The sequence below is a fragment of the Streptomyces sp. NPDC058464 genome (assembly GCF_042721035.1).
Taxonomy (GTDB): domain Bacteria; phylum Actinomycetota; class Actinomycetes; order Streptomycetales; family Streptomycetaceae; genus Streptomyces.
This window is the reverse complement of sequence record NZ_JBHXMA010000038.1, coordinates 91,715-110,383: the sequence shown is the minus strand read 5'-3', so window position 1 is coordinate 110,383 and position 18,669 is coordinate 91,715. Positions and strand designations below refer to the sequence as shown.

Genomic DNA, 18,669 nt, shown 5'->3' with positions numbered 1-18,669 from the left:
CGTGGTGCTCCCGCGCTGAACGCGGCATCCGTTCCCTGTGGGGGGTCCGACACCACCGGCGCCGTTCGGCACGGGCCCCCACGGGGGGTGGGCCCGGTGCCGAACGGCACGGGATCATCACATCCAGCCCGCCGTGCGTGCCGCCTCGACCGCGCGTTCCTCCGCGTCGTCGGCCTTCGCGTTCAGGGTCCCGTCCTGTCCCGCCGCCGTGCCACCGGCCGCCGTCGCGGCCGCCTGGGATGCGGTGAGGGCGGCGCGCAGGGCCGCCGCCATCTCGGTGTGCTCGTCCGGGGAGCCGGGCACCTGCCCGGCCGCTTGCGCCGCCACCTGCGCGGCCAGCGCCGCGGTCGCGGCGGCGTTGCGGGCGCAGCGGGCGTCGGCCGCCGGGTCGGGTGCGGTGCCGGGCAGGGCGGCGAGCGAACTGGCCGACAGCCGGAGCGCGTTCGCGGCCCGGCCCACCGGGCTCGTCGGCACGGTCTGCGCTGCTTCGGGGGTGATCCCCGCGTGGCGGCAGGCGGCGACCGCGCGCTCGTAGGCGCTGTGGGCGCGGGCCGAGTGCAGCTTTCTCAGGGTGTCCGCCGAGGGGCTGTCCGAGGGGGACTTCGAGGGGTCGGTCGTCATCTGTGCCTCCTCGCCACGAGTGCCACGAGTGCCACGAGTGCCGTGATGGGGGTGATGGGGGTGATGGGGACGGAGGGTCGCTGCGGGCCCGTCGTGGCTGGTCGCGCAGTTCCCCGCGCCCTCAGATCGGCGACTGCGTCGCCGATCTGAGGGCGCATCGGCTAGCCGAACAGGCCCAGTGCCGTGTCCACCGACCAGCTCTGCCAGCTGACGGCGAACAGGCCGACCACGGAGATCAGGGCCATCATCAGGTTCTGTCCCTGTTCCGCCCAGTCGTGGATCATGAGGACCAGGTAGATCAGGTTGAGCAGGAACCCGGCCGCCAGCGCGATCGGTGTGAGGAAGCCGGAGACCAGGCCGAGGCCCAGGGCGAGCTCCGCGTACGCGACGACGTAGGCCATCAGCCGGGGGCGCGGCGCGACGACGGTGTCGAAGCCCTGCCGGACCACCGGCCAGCGGTGCTTCTCCGCGACACCGGCCGCCCACCGGATGCCTCCGCCGCCGAACCACTGCTTCTTGTCCTTGTGCCGCCAGCTCTCCAGCCACCACAGACCGAGCCCGATGCGGAGCACCGCGAACCATTCGGCACCGCTCAGCAAGGCTGATCGCATCCCGCACCCTCCCCGGATCCCCATAGCCATACATCTGACGGTTCGTCAGTTCAGCGGAAGGCGGCGTGCGTCGCAAGAGGGAGAGCGGGACGAACTCCGGAAGGTTCCGGCAGGAGGGGGGTGCGGGGTGTGGTGGCCCTTGCTGGTGCAGGCTCCTGGGCCTAGCCTGAATGCCGACGGCTTATCTGATGGACCGTCAGATAAATTCGGAACTCCGCAGGCAGCAGGGGGTAGGCATGGCAGAGAACGCGACCGGCACCCAGGATCTGCCCAGGGTGATCAGCGTGGACGACCACGTGATCGAGCCCGCCCACCTCTTCGAGCGGTGGCTGCCGGGCAAGTACCGCGACAAGGGGCCCAAGCCCTTCACCGCCGGCATCGGCGAACTCGCCTACGTCGGCGGCAAGTACCGGTTCACCACCGACCCCGAGGGCCAGATCACCGACTGGTGGGAGTACGAGGGCCTGCTCTTCCCGTACAAGCGCATCATCGCCGCCGTCGGCTTCTCCCGGGACGAGATGACGCTCGACGGCATCACCAGGGAGCAGATGCGGCGCGGCTGCTGGGATCCCAAGGCCCGCCTGGAGGACATGGACATGAACCATGTCGAGGCCTCCCTCTGCTTCCCGACCTTCCCCCGCTTCTGCGGGCAGACCTTCGCCGAGGCCAAGGACAAGGAGGTCGCGCTGGCCTGCGTCCGGGCCTACAACGACTGGATGGTCGAGGAGTGGTGCGGGGACAGCGGCGGCCGGCTGATCCCGCTGTGCCTGATCCCGCTGTGGGACATCGACCTGGCCGTCGCCGAGATCCGGCGCAACGCCGAGCGGGGCGTCCGGGCGGTCACCTTCAGCGAGATCCCGACCTATCTGGGCCTGCCGTCCATCCACTCCGGCTACTGGGACCCGTTCTTCGCGGCCTGCGAGGAGACCGGGACGGTGGTCAACATGCACATCGGGTCGAGTTCCCAGATGCCGGCCGCCTCCCCGGACGCCCCGCCCGCCGTCCAGGCCTCGCTCAGCTTCAACAACGCCATGGCCTCGATGATGGACTTCCTCTTCTCCGGGGTCCTGGTGAAGTTCCCCCGGCTGAAACTCGCGTACAGCGAGGGCCAGATGGGCTGGATCCCGTACGCGCTGGAGCGCGCCGACGACGTCTGGGAGGAGCACCGCGCCTGGGGCGGGGTGAAGGACCTGATCCCCGAGCCGCCCTCGACGTACTACTACCGGCAGATCTTCTGCTGCTTCTTCCGCGACCGGCACGGCATCGAGGCGATCGAGACGATCGGCGTGGACAACGCGACGTTCGAGACGGACTACCCGCACGTCGACTCGACCTGGCCGGAGACCAAGCGGGTGGCCCAGGAACACGTCGGCGGACTGGCCCCGGAGGTGGCCTACAAACTGCTGCGCGGGAACGCGATCCGGATGCTCCAGCTGCCCTTCGACTAGCCGGTTCAGCGGGTCGCCCGGTGGGCAGGGGACCGGGCATGAAGGTCTCCGTCGACGCCGACGTCTGTTATGGGTCGGGCGAGTGTGCCTTCCGGGCACCCGCTGTGTTCGGGTTCGAGGACGGGTACGGTTTCGTCCTGCCCGGACGGGAGGAGTCCGGGGACGACGACGAACTGATCCGGGACATCGCCGAGCGCTGCCCGTCGCAGGCGATCCGGATCGACGGCCGAAGGGTCACCGACTAGCGGATGAGCAGCCCCCGCAACCCGCGCACCTCGCGCACCTCCAGTACCTCCAGAACCTCGCGCACCTCCAGTACCTCGCGCACCGAGCTCACCGAGTTCACCGAGCTCGCCGAGCTCCTGGCCACCCTCGGCCGCCGCTACGTCCGCGACTTCCCGGGCCCCTGGGGCAAGACCCTCGCGGCCCGCGCGCTCAACCCCTATCTGCGCGACCACCCCCGGCGGCGCGTCGTCGAGACCCTCTCGGGCGACCGGTTCGCGGTCGACACCCAGGACCTCATCCAGCGCTACCTCTACCTCTTCGGGGTGTGGGAACCGCACATGACCCGCTGGCTGCGCGGCCGGCTGGCGCCCGGGGACTGCTTCGTCGACGTCGGCGCCAACATCGGCGTCTTCAGCGTCCTCGCCTCCCGGCTGGTCGGGGAGCAGGGCCGGGTCGTGGCCGTCGAGGCCTCCCCCGTCTTCCACCGTCGCCTCGAACAGCAGAGCGCGCTCAACGGCTGCCGGAACATCCGCGCGGTCAACGCCGCCGTCTCCGACGCCCACCGCACCCTGACCTTCGTGCTCGCCAGCTCCCGCAACATGGGCGCCAACAGCATCGTCCCGTGGGACGGCCCGGCCGAGTCCAGCTTCGACATCGAGGCCGTGCCGCTGCCCGAACTGCTCCGGCCGGAGGAGATCGAGACCGCGCGGGTCGTCAAGATCGACGTGGAGGGCGCCGAGGGCGCGGTGGTGCGCGGGCTCGCCCCCCTGCTGGAGAAGCTGCGCCCGGACGCCGAGATCACCGTCGAGGTCACCCCCGACCGGATGGCCCAGCTGGGCGACTCCGCGGACGACCTGCTGCGCACCATGACCGACGCCGGCTACCACGTCTACCGGCTCGCCAACAGCTATGCGGCCGACAGCTACCCCCGCGCCCTGTACGGCGAACCCGTGGTCCCGGTCCGCTGGGACCGCCCGGTCACCGAGGAGAGCGACCTGGTGTTCTCGCGCGTGGACGCGGCGACGCTGGGCCCTGCCTGACAGGTCGGTCAGCCGTACCGCCAGCCGAGCTCCGCCAGGGCCCGTGCCCGGGCCGCCACGACCGCCATGCGGGCCTCCCGTTCCACCGGGTCGGTGTGTGCCGGACGGCCGGTGACCTGGCCCTCCCATTTGCGGTAGAGCAGCCCGGCCTCCGCCGAGAACCAGCCCCGGCTCACGGCGTCGAGAGCGAGCAGCAGCCCGGTGTCCTCGGAGGCGGGCAGTGCCATCCAGCCGCCGAGGGCGAGCAGCAGCTCGCGGCGGACGAAGAGGGTGGCCGGATGGACCTGGGCGCGGAAGTCGTGCGCGGTCCAGTGGCCGAGCACCGTCCCGCGCTCGATCGGCCCCTCCTCGGGGTCGCCCGGGAAACCGGCCGTGGAGCCGTCCGGCAGCAGGTCCAGGGCTCGTGAGGTGGCCCAGCCGATGTCCGGGCGGCCCTCCAGCGCGGCCAGGTCACGGCCCAGCGCACCCGGCGTGAGCTGGTCGTCGGCGTCGAGGACCTTGACGTACGCGCCCCCCGCCCGGGCCAGCGCGAGGGTGCGCGCGACCCCGGGACCACCGGCCCGGCCCCGCCGGAACGACACCCGCGCGTCGTCGGGGACGTAGGCGCGGACCTCGCCGGAACCCTCCCCGTCCCCGTCTCCGCCCCCGTCCTCCTGGATCAGCCACTGCCACTCCCACCCCTCGGGCAGTCGCTGCTCGCACAGCGACGCGTAGGCCTCGGGCAGGAAGCGGGCCGACGGCGCGTGGACCGCGGTGACGACGGTGACGCGCCGGGTCACGGCAGCGCTCACCACCTTTCCAGGTGTGTGGTGAAGAGCAGTTCGGTGCGGTCGCCGGGGAGGGTGACGGCGGTGATGTCCACGATGCGGTCGTGGATGTCGTACGACGTCTTGCGCAGCAGGATCACCGAGGTGCCGGCCGGCAGGTCCAGCTCGCGGGCCTCCTCGGGCGTCGGCGGGCGGGCGGTGAAGCGCTCCTCGACGCGGTCGACCTCGATGCCGACGGTGTGGAGCTGGTTCTGGGTGCCGCCCGGCCAGGGTTCGTTGGTCTCGTCCAGGAGATCCGGGTTGGCCGCGATCACGTCGCGGACCAGGTAGGAGGTGACCAGGCTGAAAGGGGCGGTCTCGGCGGAGTGCCGGGTCCGGTAGGTGCGCTCGAGGAGCACGGTGCCCTCTGGTACCCCGAACGCGTCGGCGAGGTCGCTGGGCGCGGTCAGCTCGCGGTAGCGGGCGAAGAAGACCAGGTCGCCGATGACCAGGCCGGTCTCGCGCTCGGTCGCGCCGGTCTCGGCCCGGGTGGCCTCCGGCATCCGGGCGCGGTCCTTCTCCCACTGGTGCCGTTCGTTGTCGCGGACCGCGCGGGTGCGGGGGCGGCGCACGAAGGTGCCGCTGCCGTGCCGCTTGTCGATCAGTCCCTCCGCGCTCAGCAGCCGCAGCGCGTTCTGGATCGTGGGCACGCTACGGCCGTGCCGCCGGGCCAGCTCCGCCTCGGAGGGCAGCCGGGCACCGGGCTTCAGCTCGCCGTTCCGGATGGCGCGGCGGAGGTCGCAGGCGATCTCCTCGTAGGCCTTGGGCACATGATCAGCCTACGACTCCTTAAGAGGAGTTGAGGAGTCGAACAGTTCCGTCCAAGGACGTGCGGAGACCCGCGGCCGGATAGCTCCTGGTCGCGGGTCTGTTGTCGCAGCAGGCGCTGGTACGTACGCAAGTCGCCCTTGCGCCGTTGCGTCCGAGCCGTCTGTACCGTCGGGGTCAGCAGTCGAGCGGTGCCGCGGGGGGCTCGGCCGGGTTCTCGGACTCGGTGGTGTCCAGGGGGCGCTGGCGGCAGCTGGGGGTCTTGCCGTGGGCCTCGGCCCGGATGCGCTGCTTCATCGTGGGCGGCAGGGACCTGGCGTGGGACCAGAGCCAGTGGCTCTGTGCCGGGATCGTCACCCGGTCCGTGGTGTGGTCCTCGCCGGTGCTGTTGCGCGGGGTCTCGGTCTGCGGTACCGCGGCGGCGGTGGCGGCGGAGACGAATCCGAGCGCCGTGAACAGCGCGAGGAAGGCGGTGACGATGGCGGTCCACAGCTTCATGACCTTGGCGTTCCGGGCCATGGCCCCTCACTTTCGGGTTGGGCGATTTGCGTACTTTCCTCATGATGTGTATGGGGCTCGCGAAGTGGGGGACGTCGAACTGTGGCGCGTCGATGTTCTGATGAACACCACACGGATGGGTGCATGAGGCGGGAAAAATCCCAAGAAAGGCCCGTGAAAGGAGTCGAGAGGGAGCAAAGTAACCGTCCGTGGGGGTGTGATCACCCTCCGATCGGAGCGGTTCGACCTCGGGCAACGCCTTGTGGCGGACCGGAGTTGGGGTCGGATGCCAGGTCACCGATCGATATCGGTCGGTGTGTATAGTCGGGCGCCAGAGGTCCCCTACGTCAAGGAAGAGACGAGGTCGCGCGGTGAAGAAGCTTCTCCTGGTCGCACTGGCCGCCATCGGCGGGCTCCTCGTGTACCGCCAGATCCAGGCGGATCGCGCCGAGCAGGATCTGTGGACGGAGGCGACTGACTCCGTGCCCACGGGTTCGTGAGTACCGACAACAGACGACACTGAGACCCCGGCCGCCCGAGCGGTCGGGGTTTTGCGTTGCCGGGGCGGACGGGCGGGCCCGCGAACGGGCAGACGGCAGGTGTCGGACGGACAGGCGGCGGGTGGACGGACGGGCGGCCGGCGGCCGGGCGGTGGGGCGGGCCGCCGGGGTGTGATGCGGGCGTTTCGGACGGTCGTGGGGATCCCCGGGTGGCGCGACGGCGCGCGGGGCAGTATGGGGCCCCGACCGGTCCCGGACTTCGGGTCCGGCTCGACGACGGCTGGGGGCGCGCGTGATACGGCGGTGGCGTACGGCGGCGGCATGGCGGGGCATCGGTGCGACGGCAGCCCTCGCACTGACGGCACTGCTGCCGGCCTCCGCCGCCGCGGCGAGCGGTGGCGGCGGCGGATACGCCTTCGCCCCCGCCGACCGCACGGTCACCGGCGCGACGGGCAGCACGGACGCCGTACCGCTGGAGCCCGGTACGACCTACCGCAGCACCCTCCCGGACAAGGGCGAGCTGTACTTCCGTCTCGAACTCGCCGCCGGTACCACGGCCTACGTCCCCGTCACCGCCGTTCCGCCCTCCGACGCCACCGTCTCCGCCAGCGACGGCATCCAGGTCTCGATCGAGGACGCCAACGGCACCGCCTGCGACTACAGCAGCGCCCGCTTCGGCGCCGGGCTCAGCCCCCGGCCGGTCACGGCGGTGGGGCGCCGGGACGCGGGCAAGACGCTGTGCCAGGACGCCGGCACCTACTACGTGGTCGTCGAGCGGCTCGTGTCCGGCTCGACGACCACCACCCCGGGCAGCTGGGACCTGGAGATCGCCCCCGTCACCGAACCGGCCCTGGCCAGGGCCGGCGCCACCACCGCCCCCGAGACCTGGAACTCCGCGTCGCCCGAGCCGCTCACCGGAGAACCCCGCCGCCGCACCGCGGGCGCCGGCTTCGCCTCGGCCCGCACCCTGGACCAGGGCGTCTGGCGGACCGACATCACGCCCGGCCAGACCCTCTACTACGCCGTTCCGGTCGACTGGGGCCAGCAGCTGCACGCCACCGTCGACCTCGGCAGCACCAGCGGCGCCGCCCACGGCTACGTCAGCGCCGCGCTCAACCTCTCCCTCTACAACCCGGTCCGCGGCTACGTCGACGACGTCTCCCTCGGCTACGACGGCACCCAGAAGTCGTCCTCCCTAGACCCCCTGCCACCCGTGGCGTACGCCAACCGGTACGCCGTCTCCGGCGCGGAGAGCTCCGTCCGCTTCGCCGGCGCCTACTACCTCGTCGTCCACCTCACCGGGCAGACCGCGGACACCTTCGGGAAGGGGCCGTACGGCGTCACGCTCCATGTCCGCGTCGACGGCACCCCGAACTCCGGCCCCGCGTACGCCGGTTCGCCGGTCCCGAAGGGCGTATTCGACGCGTCCTCGGACCGGGGGAGCCTCGGGACCGCGGCCGGCGGCGACGGCACGGCGATGCGGGCGCTCGCGGCCGGCGGCATCGGCACGGGAACGGCGCTGCTGCTCGTCCTGGGCGTGTGGACCCTGATCGCCCGGCGTGCTCAGATCCGGGCCAACGCCCAGAAACCGACGGCGTAACAGGCCAGCGCGAGGAGAAGGATGGGCACGGCGGCTCTGGCCGGAGGGCCGGTCCTGCGCGCCCGCCGCCGACGCCGGCCGTGGGTGCGGACCGACGGCGGCGGGGCCTGCGGGTCACGCGCGGTGTAGGTGGCCGTGGTGGTGTCCGTGCCCGTGTCCGGCCGGGCCGGGGGGAGTGGCTGCGCGGGCGGCCACGGGGTGTGCGGCTGCGCGACAGGGGCGGTCTGCGGCACCGGAACCGGCTGCTGCCCGGCGTACGGCGGATACGGCGGCGTCGGCCCGGGCTGCGCGGCAGCGGGCGCCGGAGTGACCGGTGTCAGGGGCGGGGGAAGCCGGAAACTGCCGGTGTCGGACATGGAGACGGGGGCCGAGGGCGGTCCGGCGACGCCGCTGGTGCTGCCGGTGCCGCCGGCCCGGCCGGCGTCGGGCGCAGGGGCCCCTTCGCCGCTCCCTGCCCCGTCCGGGGCTGCCACCGCGGCCGTACCCCGTCCCGACCCGCCTGCCATGACCGGGCCAGGACCCGCACCCGCGCCCGAGGCCGCCGCCGAGCGGAAACCTGTACCTGCGTCCGGGGCCGCCTCCGAGCCGGAACCCGTACCCGCACCTGCGGCCGCCTCCGAGCCGGTACCCGCACCCCGACCCGTACCCGCCCCGGCCACCCCTGCCGCCCCGGCCGATTCCCCGGCCGTCTCCCGGCCCGGGGAGGCCTCGTCGGCCGTTCCCCGCGCCGCCGCGGCAGTGGCTGCCCGAGCCCCCGCTCCCGGGGCACCAGGCCCTGCCGGAGTCCCCGGCACCCCCTGTGCCGCGCCGCCCCCCGAAGGCACCCGTACCGGCCCCCCGGGCCCGAACCCCTTCGGCAGCGGCCCCAGTTGGTCGAAGATCTCGATCGAGTCGTCGTGGGCGTCCGTCTCCGGGAGGAGTTCCCTGGCCTGGGCGAGGGCCCTGCGGGCGCCGGTGGCGGTGTGGAAGCGGGCGCGGGGATCCGGCTGGAGAAGGCTGGCGACGACCTGCCAGAGCGGATCCGGGATGCCCTTGGGCGCTCCCGGGGTGCCGTGTTCGGCGAAGTACTGGACGAGCGCCTTGGCGTCGGGCTTGGCGCCTTCGAGGAGATACAGGGCGACCAGGCCGACGGCGAACAGATCGGCCGTGAAGTCGGGCTCGGCGCCCAGGAGTTGCTCGGGAGCGATGTAACCCGGCGTGCCGACCACGAGGTTGGTCTCGGTCAGCCGGGCCTCGCCGAGCCGCATGGCGATGCCGAAGTCGGACAGGCGCAGCCGGGGACGGGCGGTGCCGGTCGCTTCCAGCAGGATGTTCGCGGGCTTGATGTCCCGGTGGACCACGTCCTCGGCGTGCACCGCGGCGAGGCCGGAGAGCAGCTGGTCGAGGAGGGTGCAGACGAACAGCGGTGGCAGGGGGCCGTAGTCCCCGACCAGGTGGACCAGCGAGCCGCCGGCGACCAGGTCCATCGTGAAGAGGACCTTGTCGTCGTCGGCGGCCCAGCTGGCCGGAGCCAGGACATGGGGGTGGTCGATGCGCAGTGCCTGCTCCCGCACGAAGCGCAGGAGCGCGTGGGCGTCGCTCTGCTGGAGCACCTTGGCCGCCACATAGCGCCCCCGCCGGTGGTCCCAGGCGCGCCAGACGGCGCCCACTCCGCCATGACCGATCGGGTCGGCCAGTTCGTACCGGCCCGCGAAGACCTCACCCATGACTGCCCGTAGCCCTCCCCCTCTGGTCCCCCGGCCACCCCCTGCCTGTTACCCCCCTTGCTTCCCCCGGATGAGCGATACGACCCCTCTCGCGTGACCCCCTCTGCCAGGGCCTGGCCCCGCCCGGTTCACCGGACCCCCTCCGGTGCGCCGGGCCGTGGCTCAGCTCTGGTGCGACTGGTAGTGCGTGACCGCGTCCGACGTGCGGCCGGCACCGTAGACCCGGAGGAACTCCGCGAGTTCCGGGTGGGTCGGAGCGAGCGTGTCGGCCGCGTCGATGATGTCACCGGCGGCGGCCACCGAGCGCAGCAGCGACTGGATTTCCCGCACCACGCGCTTGACCGTCGGCGCCCCCGAACCGCTGGTCGTCTGCGTGGTGTTGCTGAGCACCGAGCCCCCCTGGGACTTCTTGATCTCGTCCATGCGCTCGGTCGCCTCGGCCGCGCTCACGCTGCCGTCCGCGACCTGAGCCGAGAGGTCCTGGAGCAGCTGCACCCGCTGGACCACGGCCGGGTTGCCGATCTTCGCCCGCTGCCCGCTCATCAGCTGCGACAGCATGGGTGCGGACAGTCCGAGGACCGCCGCGAGACGTGCCTGGTTGAGCCCCAGGTCGTCGATGAGCTTACGGAAGAGCGCCCCCAGCGGCTCTCCGTACCAGTTCCGCTGCAGCTCCCGCGCTCTGGCGGTGGCTTCCTGCTGTGCGGCGTCCATTGCGTCTCCCCATCGCTTCCCCAAAAAAACCACGGTTCGCTACAGCGAACCCCGTCGAGCATCTTACGGAGAGTGGTCATCTGCGGGGACCCCCAATCTTTTTGCGAGGTAAGGGGGGTGACCCGGTACTCTGGTCTGCGGCACCGACCCTGCGGATCTACCGCTTGGCCGGTGGCTTCCCGTACGGGGCCTTAGCTCAGTTGGTAGAGCGCCGTCTTTGCATGGCGGATGTCAGGGGTTCGACTCCCCTAGGCTCCACTCGTCGAATGCCCTCTGATCTGCGGAAACGCAGTTTCAGGGGGCATTTTTGGTGCGCGCTGGGGGCGCGCGAGGACGCCCAGGGCGTGGTCGAGTGCTCACCCTCGACAGCGCCCAGGCCGCCGAGGCCGCCGGATTCTCGGCGCGCGCCGGATCGTCCCGGTCCACTTCGACAGCTGGGCCCATTTCGCCGAGGGCCGGGCCGAGCTGGTGACCGCCTCCGCCTTCACCGCCGCGGGGCTGCTCGACCGCGTCGCGCTGCACTGAGTGTCTAGCTGTACTGAGTGTCGCGCTGTGCTGAGTGCCGAGCTGTGCTGAGTTACGGCAGCCACGGGATGTCCCCTGGGCCTCAGAAAACCTCTCTGGCCTGCGTAAACGCAGGCCAGAGAGGTTGATGTGCGCGCCCTCGCGGTCAGGCGTCTGGTTTCACGTGAAACGGTGTGCGGTCCGCCGGGCTCAGCGGTTCTTGTCGTCCCGGGACCGTGATCCCCGCTCCTCCGCCTCCTTGGCCTGCACCTCGGGGTCGAGTGGCGAGCTGCCGTCCACCGAGCCGAGCCGGCCCGGATCCGGAACCTCCGTCGCGACGGGCGGCTCGACCAGCCAGTCGGGGTTGGCCTGCTTGTCCCACCACTTCCAGGCGGCGAAAGCCGCGCCGGCCAGGACGCCGACCACGGCGAACGCCTTGAACGCGCGGCCGCACGACGAGCGCCGCTGGTTCCGGTGCGCCAGCTTCTCGATCTCCTCGGCCGAGACGTTGCCGCGCAACGCGGCCAGCGCGGCGGCACCCCGCGTGGCAGCCTCCTCGCGGACCGGACCGGCCGCCGCCACGGCTTGCTCGATCCTCGGCCGCGAGTAGTCGGCGGCCTGCCGGGCCGCCTTGCGCGTCAGGTCCGCGGCGTCGTGCGCGGCCTGGTCCACCTTCGGCGGTACATGGGTAAGGGCCTGTTCCAAGCGCGGCACGAGACGGGCGTCGTACTGGACGCGAGCCTGCTCTGCGGCCTGCGACACCACGGGCGCGAGCCGTACGCGTGCCTCCTGCGCGTAGTACGCGGCACGCTCCTTGGCCGTGTCGGCATAGGGCGCCACCGCTTCCGCGGCGTGCCGCACGCTGTCCTTCGCCGAACTGGTCGCGGCGCGCACGCTGTCTTTGCGGGTCACGGGTTTCCTCCTCCTCGGTGGCGTACGGTATTTCGACTTTCCACCCTTTTACGGATCATGCCTGTTCGCGGGCCGAGTGGCGCGCGAGGACGGGCATACGGGTGCAACCAGAGCTAAGAGGGGCTTGTCGACGACAATGCCACGGATCGGTGCCGCGCGCCCCCGCATGACAGAAGGGGTTCCGCAAGTGATTCGTGAGGATCCAGGTCCGGAAACTCCGGGCGGGCGTCGGACCCGCCGTACCGTGCGAGGATCGTGACACTGAATCCGAGCACAACGGAAGGCAGATCGTGGCCGAGCAGCTCTACGCCACCCTGAAGACCAGCCTCGGCGACATCGAGGTCCGGCTCTTCCCGAACCACGCGCCCACGACGGTCAGGAACTTCGTCGAACTGGCGCAGGGCGAGCGTGAGTGGACCCACCCCGCCACCGGCACCGTCTCCACCGATCCGCTCTACGACGGCACGGTCTTCCACCGGGTGATCAGCGGCTTCATGATCCAGGGCGGCGACCCGCTCGGCAGCGGCATCGGCGGCCCCGGCTACAAGTTCGAGGACGAGTTCCACCCCGACCTGCGCTTCGACCGCCCCTACCTGCTCGCCATGGCCAACGCCGGCCCCCGCACCAACGGCTCCCAGTTCTTCATCACGGTCAACCCCGCCCCGCACCTCAACCGCAAGCACACCATCTTCGGCGAGGTCGTCGACCCGGCCGGCCAGAAGGTCGTGGACAACATCGCCGCCGTCCCCGTCAGCGGACCCAACAAGCGGCCGGTGAACGACGTCGTCATCGAGACGGTCGTCGTCGAGAAGCGCGGCGGCTGAGCGGTCCCAAAGCGAAGCACCCGAAGGGAACCAAACGCCCCGCTCGTCCGTAAGGATGGGCGGGGCGGAACACTGCCCACGACGAGCGAGGGGACCCCATGGAGGACCAGGCGACAGGCAGCGCGCGCGACGCCCACAGCCTGCCCAAGTGCTACCGGCACCCGGACCGGGAGACGGGCGTGCGCTGCACCCGCTGCGAGCGCCCCATCTGCCCCGAGTGCATGGTCAGCGCCTCCGTGGGCTTCCAGTGCCCCGAATGCGTCCACGGCACCACCGCCGGCCAGAGCGGCCCGCCCCCGGCGGCGTCCCGGCCCCGCACCCTCGCCGGCGGCACGGTCACCGCCGACCCACGGCTGCTCACCAAGATCCTGATCGGCATCAACATCGCCGTCTTCCTGGTCGAGCTCTCCGTCGGGGACAGCTTCACCAACCGCTTCGACCTGATCGGCCAGGCCTGGTTCCCGCAGTACGGCGACGTCGAGGGCATCGCCCAGGGCCAGTACTACCGGATGCTGACCGCGATGTTCCTGCATGACAGCTCGAGCCCCATGCACATCGTGTTCAACATGCTCAGCCTGTGGTGGATCGGCGGCCCCCTGGAGGCCGCCCTCGGCCGCGCCCGCTACATCACGCTCTACTTCGTCTCCGGCCTGGCCGGCAGCGCCCTCACCTATCTGCTGGCCGCCCAGAACCAGCCCTCGCTCGGCGCCTCCGGCGCGATCTTCGGCCTCTTCGGCGCGACCGCGGTCCTCATCCGCCGGCTCAACTACGACATGCGGCCGATCATCGCCCTGCTGGTGATCAACCTCATCTTCACCTTCAGCGGCGGCATCGCCTGGCAGGCCCACATCGGCGGTCTGGTCGCCGGCGTCATCACCGGCTACGCGATGGTGCACGCCCCGCGCGAGCGGCGGAACCTGATCCAGTACGGCACCTGTGCACTGGTGCTGGTCGTGGCCGTGGTGATCACCGTCGTCCGGACCGCACAGCTCACCTGAGCCTGAGCCCGAGGCCCATCAGCGATCACCGATCACGGCGGCTCACCGCACCGATACCGAACCGTTGTCCACAGTCGGTGGCCGATCTTGTGCACAACGTGCGTGCACAACTGCGCCCCCTCCTACTCACCTGCGTTGCCGCAGGTCAGGGAGGGGGCGAGTGGTTTTGCGCTGGGTGTTGTGGTAGTCGTACCGGCGTCAACGCCCAACGGGTTATCCACAGATCGTCGTCTTTTCCCCAGGAGGGTGTGGACAGCAGCTCAGGCCTGTGGATAACTCAGCGAACAGCCCTGGGCAGAGCTGTCGGCCGGGTTACTTCCACTGCGTGGAGACGCCGAAGCCGGCCGCGATGAAGCCGAAGCCCACGACGATGTTCCAGTTGTCGAGGCTGTCGATCGGCAGCGAACCGTCGGTCACATAGAAGACGACGATCCAGGCCAGCCCGATGAGGAACATGGCCAGCATCACCGGCGCGACCCAGGCGCGACTGTTGAGCTTGATGGCGGTCGCCTGCTTCGCCGGGGGCGGCGTGTAGTCGGCCTTCTTGCGGATACGTGACTTCGGCACGAGGGTCTCTCCTGTCGATGCGCTGCGTGGCCGCGCAGGTAACTGGGTCGGGCTCGGAGCAGCGTACAAGGGGACAGTAAGGGCACACTGAGCGCTCCCGCGGGCGTCCGTTAGCGTAGTGCTTCCGTGGCGCCGAAGGAGATAAGGGTACGTTGAGCAATTCTGCCGACTCCCAGGGGACCGGATCAACGGGTGCCGGCCCATCCCGCAAGAACGGCTTCCGGCCGGTGCGGATTCTCACCGTGGGCGTCTTCGCCCTCGCCGGTCTGCTCTTCTTCACCAGCTTCAACACGGCCAAGGGCACCGACATCCGTTCGGACGACAACCTGCTCAAGCTCTCCGACCTGATCCAGGAGCACAGCCGCAAGAACAAGGCGCTGGACGAGTCCAACGCGAGCACCCGCGACGAGAACGAGAAGCTCGCCAAGCGCGACGACGGCTCCACCAAGGCCCAGGACGACAAGCTGACCGGTCTGGAGAAGGACGCGGGCACCCAGAAGCTCACCGGCAAGGCGATCACCGTCACCCTCAACGACGCTCCGCCGAACGCCACCGCCAAGCTCCCCGGCTACCCCGAGCCCCAGCCCGACTACCTGGTCATCCACCAGCAGGACCTGCAGGCCGTGGTGAACGCCCTGTGGCAGGGCGGCGCCACCGGCATCAAGGTCATGGACCAGCGGCTGATCTCCACCAGTGCCGTGCGGTGTGTCGGCAACACGCTGATCCTCCAGGGCCGGGTCTACTCGCCGCCGTACAAGATCCAGGCGGTCGGGGACCCGGCGAAGATGCAGAAGGCGCTCGCGGACTCCGAGGCCATCCAGAACTACATGGTGTACGTGAACGTGTACGGCCTCGGGTGGAAAGTGACCGAGGACGGGACGGTGACTCTGCCGGGCTACTCGGGCACAGTGGATCTGCACTACGCGAAGCCCGTGGGGTAAGCAGCTCGTCACTTTCTGGAGCCGCCGGTGCGCGTGATCGTCAGGACCGTCAGCGAGCTCTGCATCACCGTCGGCACGCTCATCGTGCTCTTCGTCGCGTACGTGCTGTTCTGGACCGGCGTGAAGGCCGACAGCGTGATGCACGACCAGATCGACCAGTTACAGCGGCAGTGGTCGGCGAAGGCGGCGGTGCACCCGACGGCGAAGGCGACCGCCGCACCCGCGAAGCCCGCCGCGTACCACTACGGCAAGCCCTTCGCGATCATGTACATCCCCCGGTTCGGTTTCACGTGGAACAAGCCGGTCCTGGAGGGCACCGGCACCGACGTGCTGAAGAAGGGCCTCGCGCACTACGCCCGGACCGCGCAGCTGGGCCAGGTGGGCAACTTCGCGGTCGCCGGCCACCGGCGCACCTACGGCGATCCGTTCCTCGACTTCCCGAAGCTCCGCGAGGGCGATGCGATCGTGCTGACGGACGGGACGACCTGGTTCACGTATCGGATCGACAAAGGCCCCTACAAAACAGTTCCGACGGACGTTGAAGTGATCGACCCTGTGCCACGTAAGTCGGGGTATACGCGTCCGGGGCGCTATCTCACGCTGACCACGTGCGATCCGGAATGGGGGCACAGCCATCGGCTGATCGTCTGGGCGCACTTGGACTCCACACAGCCCGTGGAGTCAGGCAGACCTAAGGCGCTGCGCCGTTAGTCTGGTGCAGTACGGCGGGATTCTGGTGCCGTGGTGGAACGGAAGGGACGGCATGTACGGCTGGATCTGGCGGCATCTGCCGGGGAACGCATGGGTGAGGGCGCTGATCTCACTCCTGCTCGTCCTGGCCGTGGTCTACGTCCTCTTCCAGTACGTCTTCCCCTGGGCCGAACCGCTGCTGCCCTTCAACGATGTGACGGTGGACAACCAGTGAGCGCGCGGATTCTCGTCGTCGACAACTACGACAGCTTCGTCTTCAACCTGGTCCAGTACCTGTACCAGCTGGGCGCCGAGTGCGAGGTGCTGCGCAACGACGAGGTGTCGACGGCGCACGCCCAGGACGGCTTCGACGGTGTCCTCCTCTCGCCCGGGCCCGGGACGCCGGAGGAGGCCGGGGTGTGCGTGGACATGGTCCGGCACTGCGCCGCGACCGGTGTCCCGGTCTTCGGCGTCTGCCTCGGCATGCAGTCGATGCAGGTGGCGTACGGCGGTGTGGTGGACCGGGCGCCCGAGCTGCTGCACGGCAAGACCTCGCTGGTCGAGCACGGCGGCAAGGGGGTCTTCGCGGGCCTGCCGACGCCCTTCACCGCGACCCGCTACCACTCCCTGGCGGCCGAGCCGGCGACGGTCCCGGCCGAGCTGGAGGTGACCGCCCGTACCCACGACGGGATCATCATGGGCCTCAGGCACCGTGAACTCCCGGTGGAGGGTGTGCAGTTCCACCCCGAGTCGGTGCTGACCGAGCACGGGCACCGGATGCTGGCGAACTGGCTGGTGGAGTGCGGTGACCAGGGGGCCGTGGCGAGGTCGGTGGGGCTCGCCCCGGTGGTGGGCAGGGCCACGGCGTGACCGCGCTGCGCCCCGAGCGCGAGACCGGTGCCTCGTACGGGGATCAGCCGTACGGGGCGTCGAGCGCGCTCGGGGAGACGGCGTACCTCGCACCGCTTCCGCCGATCGACGAGGAGACCGTCGCGCTGCGGATCCCCGATCCGCCGCCCGTATCGGCCTCTGCGGGCACAGCAGCCCCTTCCGGCACCGGAACCCCAGGAGGTGGCCGCGCGGCCCGCAGAAAGGCCGCCAAGCGGCGCGGCGGCCGGCACGGCGGCGCACCGGAGGCAGCGCCTCAGGAGTCGGCGTCGCCGGAGACCACCGCGCCGGGCCGGCCGCTCTCCCGGGTCGAGGCCCGGCGGCGGGAGCGGTTGCGCAAGCCCAGCCCGGCGGTCATGGCGAGCCGGGCGATAGGCGAGGTGTTCATCACCACCGGCGTGCTGATGCTGCTCTTCGTCACCTACCAGCTGTGGTGGACGAACGTCCGCGCCCACGCGCAGGCCGGCAAGGAGGCCAGCAGCCTCCAGCAGGACTGGGCGAGCGGCAAGCGCGCGCCGGGCGTCTTCGCGCCGGGGCAGGGCTTCGCCATCCTGCACATTCCCAAGCTGGACGTGGTGGCGCCGATCGCCGAGGGCGTCAGCAACAAGAAGGTCCTCGACAAGGGCATGGTCGGGCACTACGGCGAGGGTGCGCTCAAGACCGCGATGCCGCAGGACAAGACCGGCAACTTCGGCCTGGCCGCGCACCGCAACACGCACGGTGAGCCGTTCCGATACATCAACAAGCTGGTGGCCGGCGACTCGGTGGTGGTCGAGACGCAGGACGAGTACTACGTGTACAAGGTGACGTCGATGCTGCCGGTGACGGCGCCGAGCAACGTGAGTGTGCTGGATGCGATCCCGAAGGGTTCGGGCTTCACCACACCGGGCCGCTACATCACTCTCACCACCTGCACGCCGGAGTTCACCAGCAAGTACCGGTTGATCGTGTGGGGCAAGATGGTCGAGGAACGCCCGCGCAGCAAGGGCAAACCGGACGCGCTCGTCGAGTAAGGGCAGAGGCAGAGGAACAGTGGCAGCGACCGCCGACGACACCGAAGAGCAGACCGACGCACCGGACGCGGCGTCCGGGCCGGGGCGGCGGCCGATCGGCCGGATCGCGACGGCGGTCAGCGTCTTCGGCGAACTTCTCATCACGGCGGGCCTGGTGCTCGGCCTGTTCGTCGTCTACTCGCTGTGGTGGACGAACGTCGTCGCGGACCGCAAGGCCGACCGGGAGGGCGACAAGGTCCGGGACACCTGGGCCCAGCAGGACACCGGCCCGGGCGCGCTGAACACGAAGAACGGCATCGGCTTCCTGCACGTGCCGTCGATGAAGAACGGCGAGGTCCTGGTCGAGAAGGGCACCTCGACGGACGTCCTGAACAACGGCGTGGCCGGCTACTACACGGACCCGGTCAAGGCCACGCTCCCCACCACCGGCAAGACCGGCAACTTCGCGGTCGCCGCCCACCGCGACGGCCACGGCGCCAAGTTCCACAACATCGACAAGATCAAGGTCGGCGACCCGGTCGTCTTCGAGACCCGCGACGACTGGTACGTCTACAAGGTCTACGACATCCTCCCCGAGACCTCGAAGTACAACGTCAAGGTCCTCTCCCAGGTCCCCAAGGAGTCCGGCAGGACCAAGCCGGGCCACTACATCACCCTGACGACCTGCACCCCGGTCTACACGAGCCGCTACCGCTACGTGGTCTGGGGCGAGCTGGTCCGCGTCGACAAGGTCGACAGCAACCGGACACCGCCGAAGGAACTGCGCGGCTGAGCGAGGCCACCTGGAGGCCACCGAAC

General features: G+C 70.5%; 22 protein-coding genes, 1 tRNA gene and 1 pseudogene. 15 read left to right on the top strand and 9 right to left on the bottom strand.

Going from position 1 to position 18,669, the window contains the following annotated elements:
* Nucleotides 1-117: 117 nt before the first annotated feature.
* Together ACFWPQ_RS38815 and ACFWPQ_RS38810 are read right to left on the bottom strand one after the other, a co-directional pair.
* Nucleotides 118-621 carry a hypothetical protein gene (locus ACFWPQ_RS38815; protein WP_384045781.1) on the bottom strand — a complete coding sequence of 168 codons (504 nt, stop codon included), beginning with the start codon at nt 619-621 and terminating at the stop codon, nt 118-120.
* A 161-nt stretch (nt 622-782) separates the two neighbouring features.
* The gene (locus ACFWPQ_RS38810; protein ID WP_384045778.1) at nt 783-1,232 is read right to left on the bottom strand and encodes a DoxX family membrane protein; all 450 of its coding nucleotides are present in this window, start codon (nt 1,230-1,232) and stop codon (nt 783-785) included.
* A 236-nt stretch (nt 1,233-1,468) separates the two neighbouring features.
* Between ACFWPQ_RS38810 and ACFWPQ_RS38805 the strand changes: the two genes are divergently transcribed.
* From ACFWPQ_RS38805 to ACFWPQ_RS38795, 3 genes are read left to right on the top strand one after another with little or no spacing between them, the layout of a single operon-like run.
* On the top strand, nt 1,469-2,680 hold the full coding sequence (locus ACFWPQ_RS38805) for an amidohydrolase family protein (protein ID WP_361285301.1): 1,212 nt from the start codon (nt 1,469-1,471) through the stop codon (nt 2,678-2,680).
* A 38-nt stretch (nt 2,681-2,718) separates the two neighbouring features.
* A complete protein-coding gene (locus tag ACFWPQ_RS38800; RefSeq protein WP_089100442.1) occupies nt 2,719-2,925 on the top strand; it encodes a ferredoxin in 207 nt (68 codons plus the stop codon).
* 3 nt (nt 2,926-2,928) lie between these two features.
* A complete protein-coding gene (locus ACFWPQ_RS38795) occupies nt 2,929-3,945 on the top strand; it encodes an FkbM family methyltransferase (RefSeq protein WP_384045775.1) in 1,017 nt (338 codons plus the stop codon).
* 8 nt (nt 3,946-3,953) lie between these two features.
* Here ACFWPQ_RS38795 and ACFWPQ_RS38790 read toward each other — a convergent pair whose 3' ends face one another.
* The 3 genes from ACFWPQ_RS38790 to ACFWPQ_RS38780 all read right to left on the bottom strand — a co-directional run bounded on the left by ACFWPQ_RS38790 (nt 3,954) and on the right by ACFWPQ_RS38780 (nt 6,038).
* A complete protein-coding gene (locus ACFWPQ_RS38790) occupies nt 3,954-4,736 on the bottom strand; it encodes a glycosyltransferase family 2 protein (protein ID WP_384045772.1) in 783 nt (260 codons plus the stop codon).
* The gene (locus tag ACFWPQ_RS38785; RefSeq protein ID WP_384045769.1) at nt 4,733-5,521 is read right to left on the bottom strand and encodes a GntR family transcriptional regulator; all 789 of its coding nucleotides are present in this window, start codon (nt 5,519-5,521) and stop codon (nt 4,733-4,735) included. Before ACFWPQ_RS38785 ends, ACFWPQ_RS38790 begins: the two co-directional genes overlap by 4 nt.
* Before the next feature lie 175 nt (nt 5,522-5,696).
* Nucleotides 5,697-6,038 (bottom strand): DUF6344 domain-containing protein, encoded by a 342-nt coding sequence (locus tag ACFWPQ_RS38780; RefSeq protein ID WP_384045766.1) that lies wholly within the window; start codon nt 6,036-6,038, stop codon nt 5,697-5,699.
* Between the two features lie 350 nt (nt 6,039-6,388).
* Between ACFWPQ_RS38780 and ACFWPQ_RS38775 the strand changes: the two genes are divergently transcribed.
* Nucleotides 6,389-6,517 (top strand): DLW-39 family protein, encoded by a 129-nt coding sequence (locus ACFWPQ_RS38775; protein WP_003999697.1) that lies wholly within the window; start codon nt 6,389-6,391, stop codon nt 6,515-6,517.
* 292 nt (nt 6,518-6,809) lie between these two features.
* A complete protein-coding gene (locus ACFWPQ_RS38770; protein WP_384045763.1) occupies nt 6,810-8,117 on the top strand; it encodes a hypothetical protein in 1,308 nt (435 codons plus the stop codon).
* Here the strand turns inward: ACFWPQ_RS38770 and ACFWPQ_RS38765 are convergent.
* Together ACFWPQ_RS38765 and ACFWPQ_RS38760 are read right to left on the bottom strand one after the other, a co-directional pair.
* The gene (locus ACFWPQ_RS38765; protein WP_384045760.1) at nt 8,081-9,823 is read right to left on the bottom strand and encodes a serine/threonine-protein kinase; all 1,743 of its coding nucleotides are present in this window, start codon (nt 9,821-9,823) and stop codon (nt 8,081-8,083) included. The two genes, ACFWPQ_RS38770 and ACFWPQ_RS38765, sit on opposite strands and share 37 nt — an antisense overlap.
* 162 nt (nt 9,824-9,985) lie before the next feature.
* Complete coding sequence (locus tag ACFWPQ_RS38760) at nt 9,986-10,534, bottom strand: DNA-binding protein (RefSeq protein ID WP_089100435.1); 549 nt, start codon at nt 10,532-10,534, stop codon at nt 9,986-9,988.
* Between the two features lie 185 nt (nt 10,535-10,719).
* On the opposite strand from ACFWPQ_RS38760, the gene ACFWPQ_RS38755 reads away from it, so the two are divergent.
* Together ACFWPQ_RS38755 and ACFWPQ_RS38750 are read left to right on the top strand one after the other, a co-directional pair.
* A tRNA-Ala gene (locus tag ACFWPQ_RS38755) sits at nt 10,720-10,792 on the top strand.
* An 88-nt stretch (nt 10,793-10,880) separates the two neighbouring features.
* A pseudogene (locus ACFWPQ_RS38750) lies at nt 10,881-11,059 on the top strand (MBL fold metallo-hydrolase); the annotation flags it as partial.
* Between the two features lie 189 nt (nt 11,060-11,248).
* On the opposite strand, the gene ACFWPQ_RS38745 reads toward ACFWPQ_RS38750, so the two are convergent.
* Entirely contained in the window at nt 11,249-11,950 is a 702-nt protein-coding gene (locus ACFWPQ_RS38745) for a DUF5324 family protein (RefSeq protein ID WP_384045758.1), read from the bottom strand.
* A gap of 290 nt (nt 11,951-12,240) precedes the next feature.
* On the opposite strand from ACFWPQ_RS38745, the gene ACFWPQ_RS38740 reads away from it, so the two are divergent.
* Together ACFWPQ_RS38740 and ACFWPQ_RS38735 are read left to right on the top strand one after the other, a co-directional pair.
* Complete coding sequence (locus ACFWPQ_RS38740) at nt 12,241-12,774, top strand: peptidylprolyl isomerase (RefSeq protein ID WP_384045755.1); 534 nt, start codon at nt 12,241-12,243, stop codon at nt 12,772-12,774.
* A 98-nt stretch (nt 12,775-12,872) separates the two neighbouring features.
* Entirely contained in the window at nt 12,873-13,772 is a 900-nt protein-coding gene (locus ACFWPQ_RS38735) for a rhomboid family intramembrane serine protease (RefSeq protein ID WP_361285325.1), read from the top strand.
* A gap of 312 nt (nt 13,773-14,084) precedes the next feature.
* Here the strand turns inward: ACFWPQ_RS38735 and crgA are convergent, their stop codons facing one another.
* Complete coding sequence (gene crgA / locus ACFWPQ_RS38730; protein WP_046727637.1) at nt 14,085-14,339, bottom strand: cell division protein CrgA; 255 nt, start codon at nt 14,337-14,339, stop codon at nt 14,085-14,087.
* A gap of 152 nt (nt 14,340-14,491) precedes the next feature.
* Here crgA and ACFWPQ_RS38725 point away from each other — a divergent pair, with 152 nt between their 5' ends.
* Genes ACFWPQ_RS38725 through ACFWPQ_RS38700 form a run of 6 tightly spaced genes read left to right on the top strand, consistent with a single transcriptional unit; the run spans nt 14,492 to nt 18,643 of the window.
* Nucleotides 14,492-15,280: a DUF881 domain-containing protein gene (locus tag ACFWPQ_RS38725; RefSeq protein ID WP_361285331.1), complete on the top strand. Its 789-nt coding sequence runs from the start codon at nt 14,492-14,494 to the stop codon at nt 15,278-15,280.
* Between the two features lie 27 nt (nt 15,281-15,307).
* Nucleotides 15,308-15,991: a class E sortase gene (locus ACFWPQ_RS38720; RefSeq protein WP_384045750.1), complete on the top strand. Its 684-nt coding sequence runs from the start codon at nt 15,308-15,310 to the stop codon at nt 15,989-15,991.
* A 52-nt stretch (nt 15,992-16,043) separates the two neighbouring features.
* Nucleotides 16,044-16,205 (top strand): hypothetical protein, encoded by a 162-nt coding sequence (locus ACFWPQ_RS38715; protein WP_030939017.1) that lies wholly within the window; start codon nt 16,044-16,046, stop codon nt 16,203-16,205.
* Nucleotides 16,202-16,840, top strand: a complete 639-nt coding sequence (locus tag ACFWPQ_RS38710) for an aminodeoxychorismate/anthranilate synthase component II (RefSeq protein WP_361285337.1) — start codon at nt 16,202-16,204, stop codon at nt 16,838-16,840. Before ACFWPQ_RS38715 ends, ACFWPQ_RS38710 begins: the two co-directional genes overlap by 4 nt.
* The gene (locus ACFWPQ_RS38705; RefSeq protein ID WP_384045746.1) at nt 16,837-17,871 is read left to right on the top strand and encodes a class E sortase; all 1,035 of its coding nucleotides are present in this window, start codon (nt 16,837-16,839) and stop codon (nt 17,869-17,871) included. Before ACFWPQ_RS38710 ends, ACFWPQ_RS38705 begins: the two co-directional genes overlap by 4 nt.
* Before the next feature lie 19 nt (nt 17,872-17,890).
* Nucleotides 17,891-18,643 carry a class E sortase gene (locus ACFWPQ_RS38700; protein WP_384045743.1) on the top strand — a complete coding sequence of 251 codons (753 nt, stop codon included), beginning with the start codon at nt 17,891-17,893 and terminating at the stop codon, nt 18,641-18,643.
* The last annotated feature ends 26 nt before the right edge of the window (nt 18,644-18,669 follow it).

What these genes read in the sequence shown, in the direction of transcription:
- ACFWPQ_RS38815 (WP_384045781.1), bottom strand. Translation starts at nt 621, where the DNA reads ATGACGACCGACCCCTCGAAGTCCCCCTCGGACAGCCCCTCGGCGGAC.
- ACFWPQ_RS38810 (WP_384045778.1), bottom strand. Translation starts at nt 1,232, where the DNA reads ATGCGATCAGCCTTGCTGAGCGGTGCCGAATGGTTCGCGGTGCTCCGC.
- ACFWPQ_RS38805 (WP_361285301.1), top strand. Translation starts at nt 1,469, where the DNA reads ATGGCAGAGAACGCGACCGGCACCCAGGATCTGCCCAGGGTGATCAGC.
- ACFWPQ_RS38800 (WP_089100442.1), top strand. Translation starts at nt 2,719, where the DNA reads ATGAAGGTCTCCGTCGACGCCGACGTCTGTTATGGGTCGGGCGAGTGT.
- ACFWPQ_RS38795 (WP_384045775.1), top strand. Translation starts at nt 2,929, where the DNA reads ATGAGCAGCCCCCGCAACCCGCGCACCTCGCGCACCTCCAGTACCTCC.
- ACFWPQ_RS38780 (WP_384045766.1), bottom strand. Translation starts at nt 6,038, where the DNA reads ATGGCCCGGAACGCCAAGGTCATGAAGCTGTGGACCGCCATCGTCACC.
- ACFWPQ_RS38765 (WP_384045760.1), bottom strand. Translation starts at nt 9,823, where the DNA reads ATGGGTGAGGTCTTCGCGGGCCGGTACGAACTGGCCGACCCGATCGGT.
- ACFWPQ_RS38760 (WP_089100435.1), bottom strand. Translation starts at nt 10,534, where the DNA reads ATGGACGCCGCACAGCAGGAAGCCACCGCCAGAGCGCGGGAGCTGCAG.
- ACFWPQ_RS38735 (WP_361285325.1), top strand. Translation starts at nt 12,873, where the DNA reads ATGGAGGACCAGGCGACAGGCAGCGCGCGCGACGCCCACAGCCTGCCC.
- ACFWPQ_RS38715 (WP_030939017.1), top strand. Translation starts at nt 16,044, where the DNA reads ATGTACGGCTGGATCTGGCGGCATCTGCCGGGGAACGCATGGGTGAGG.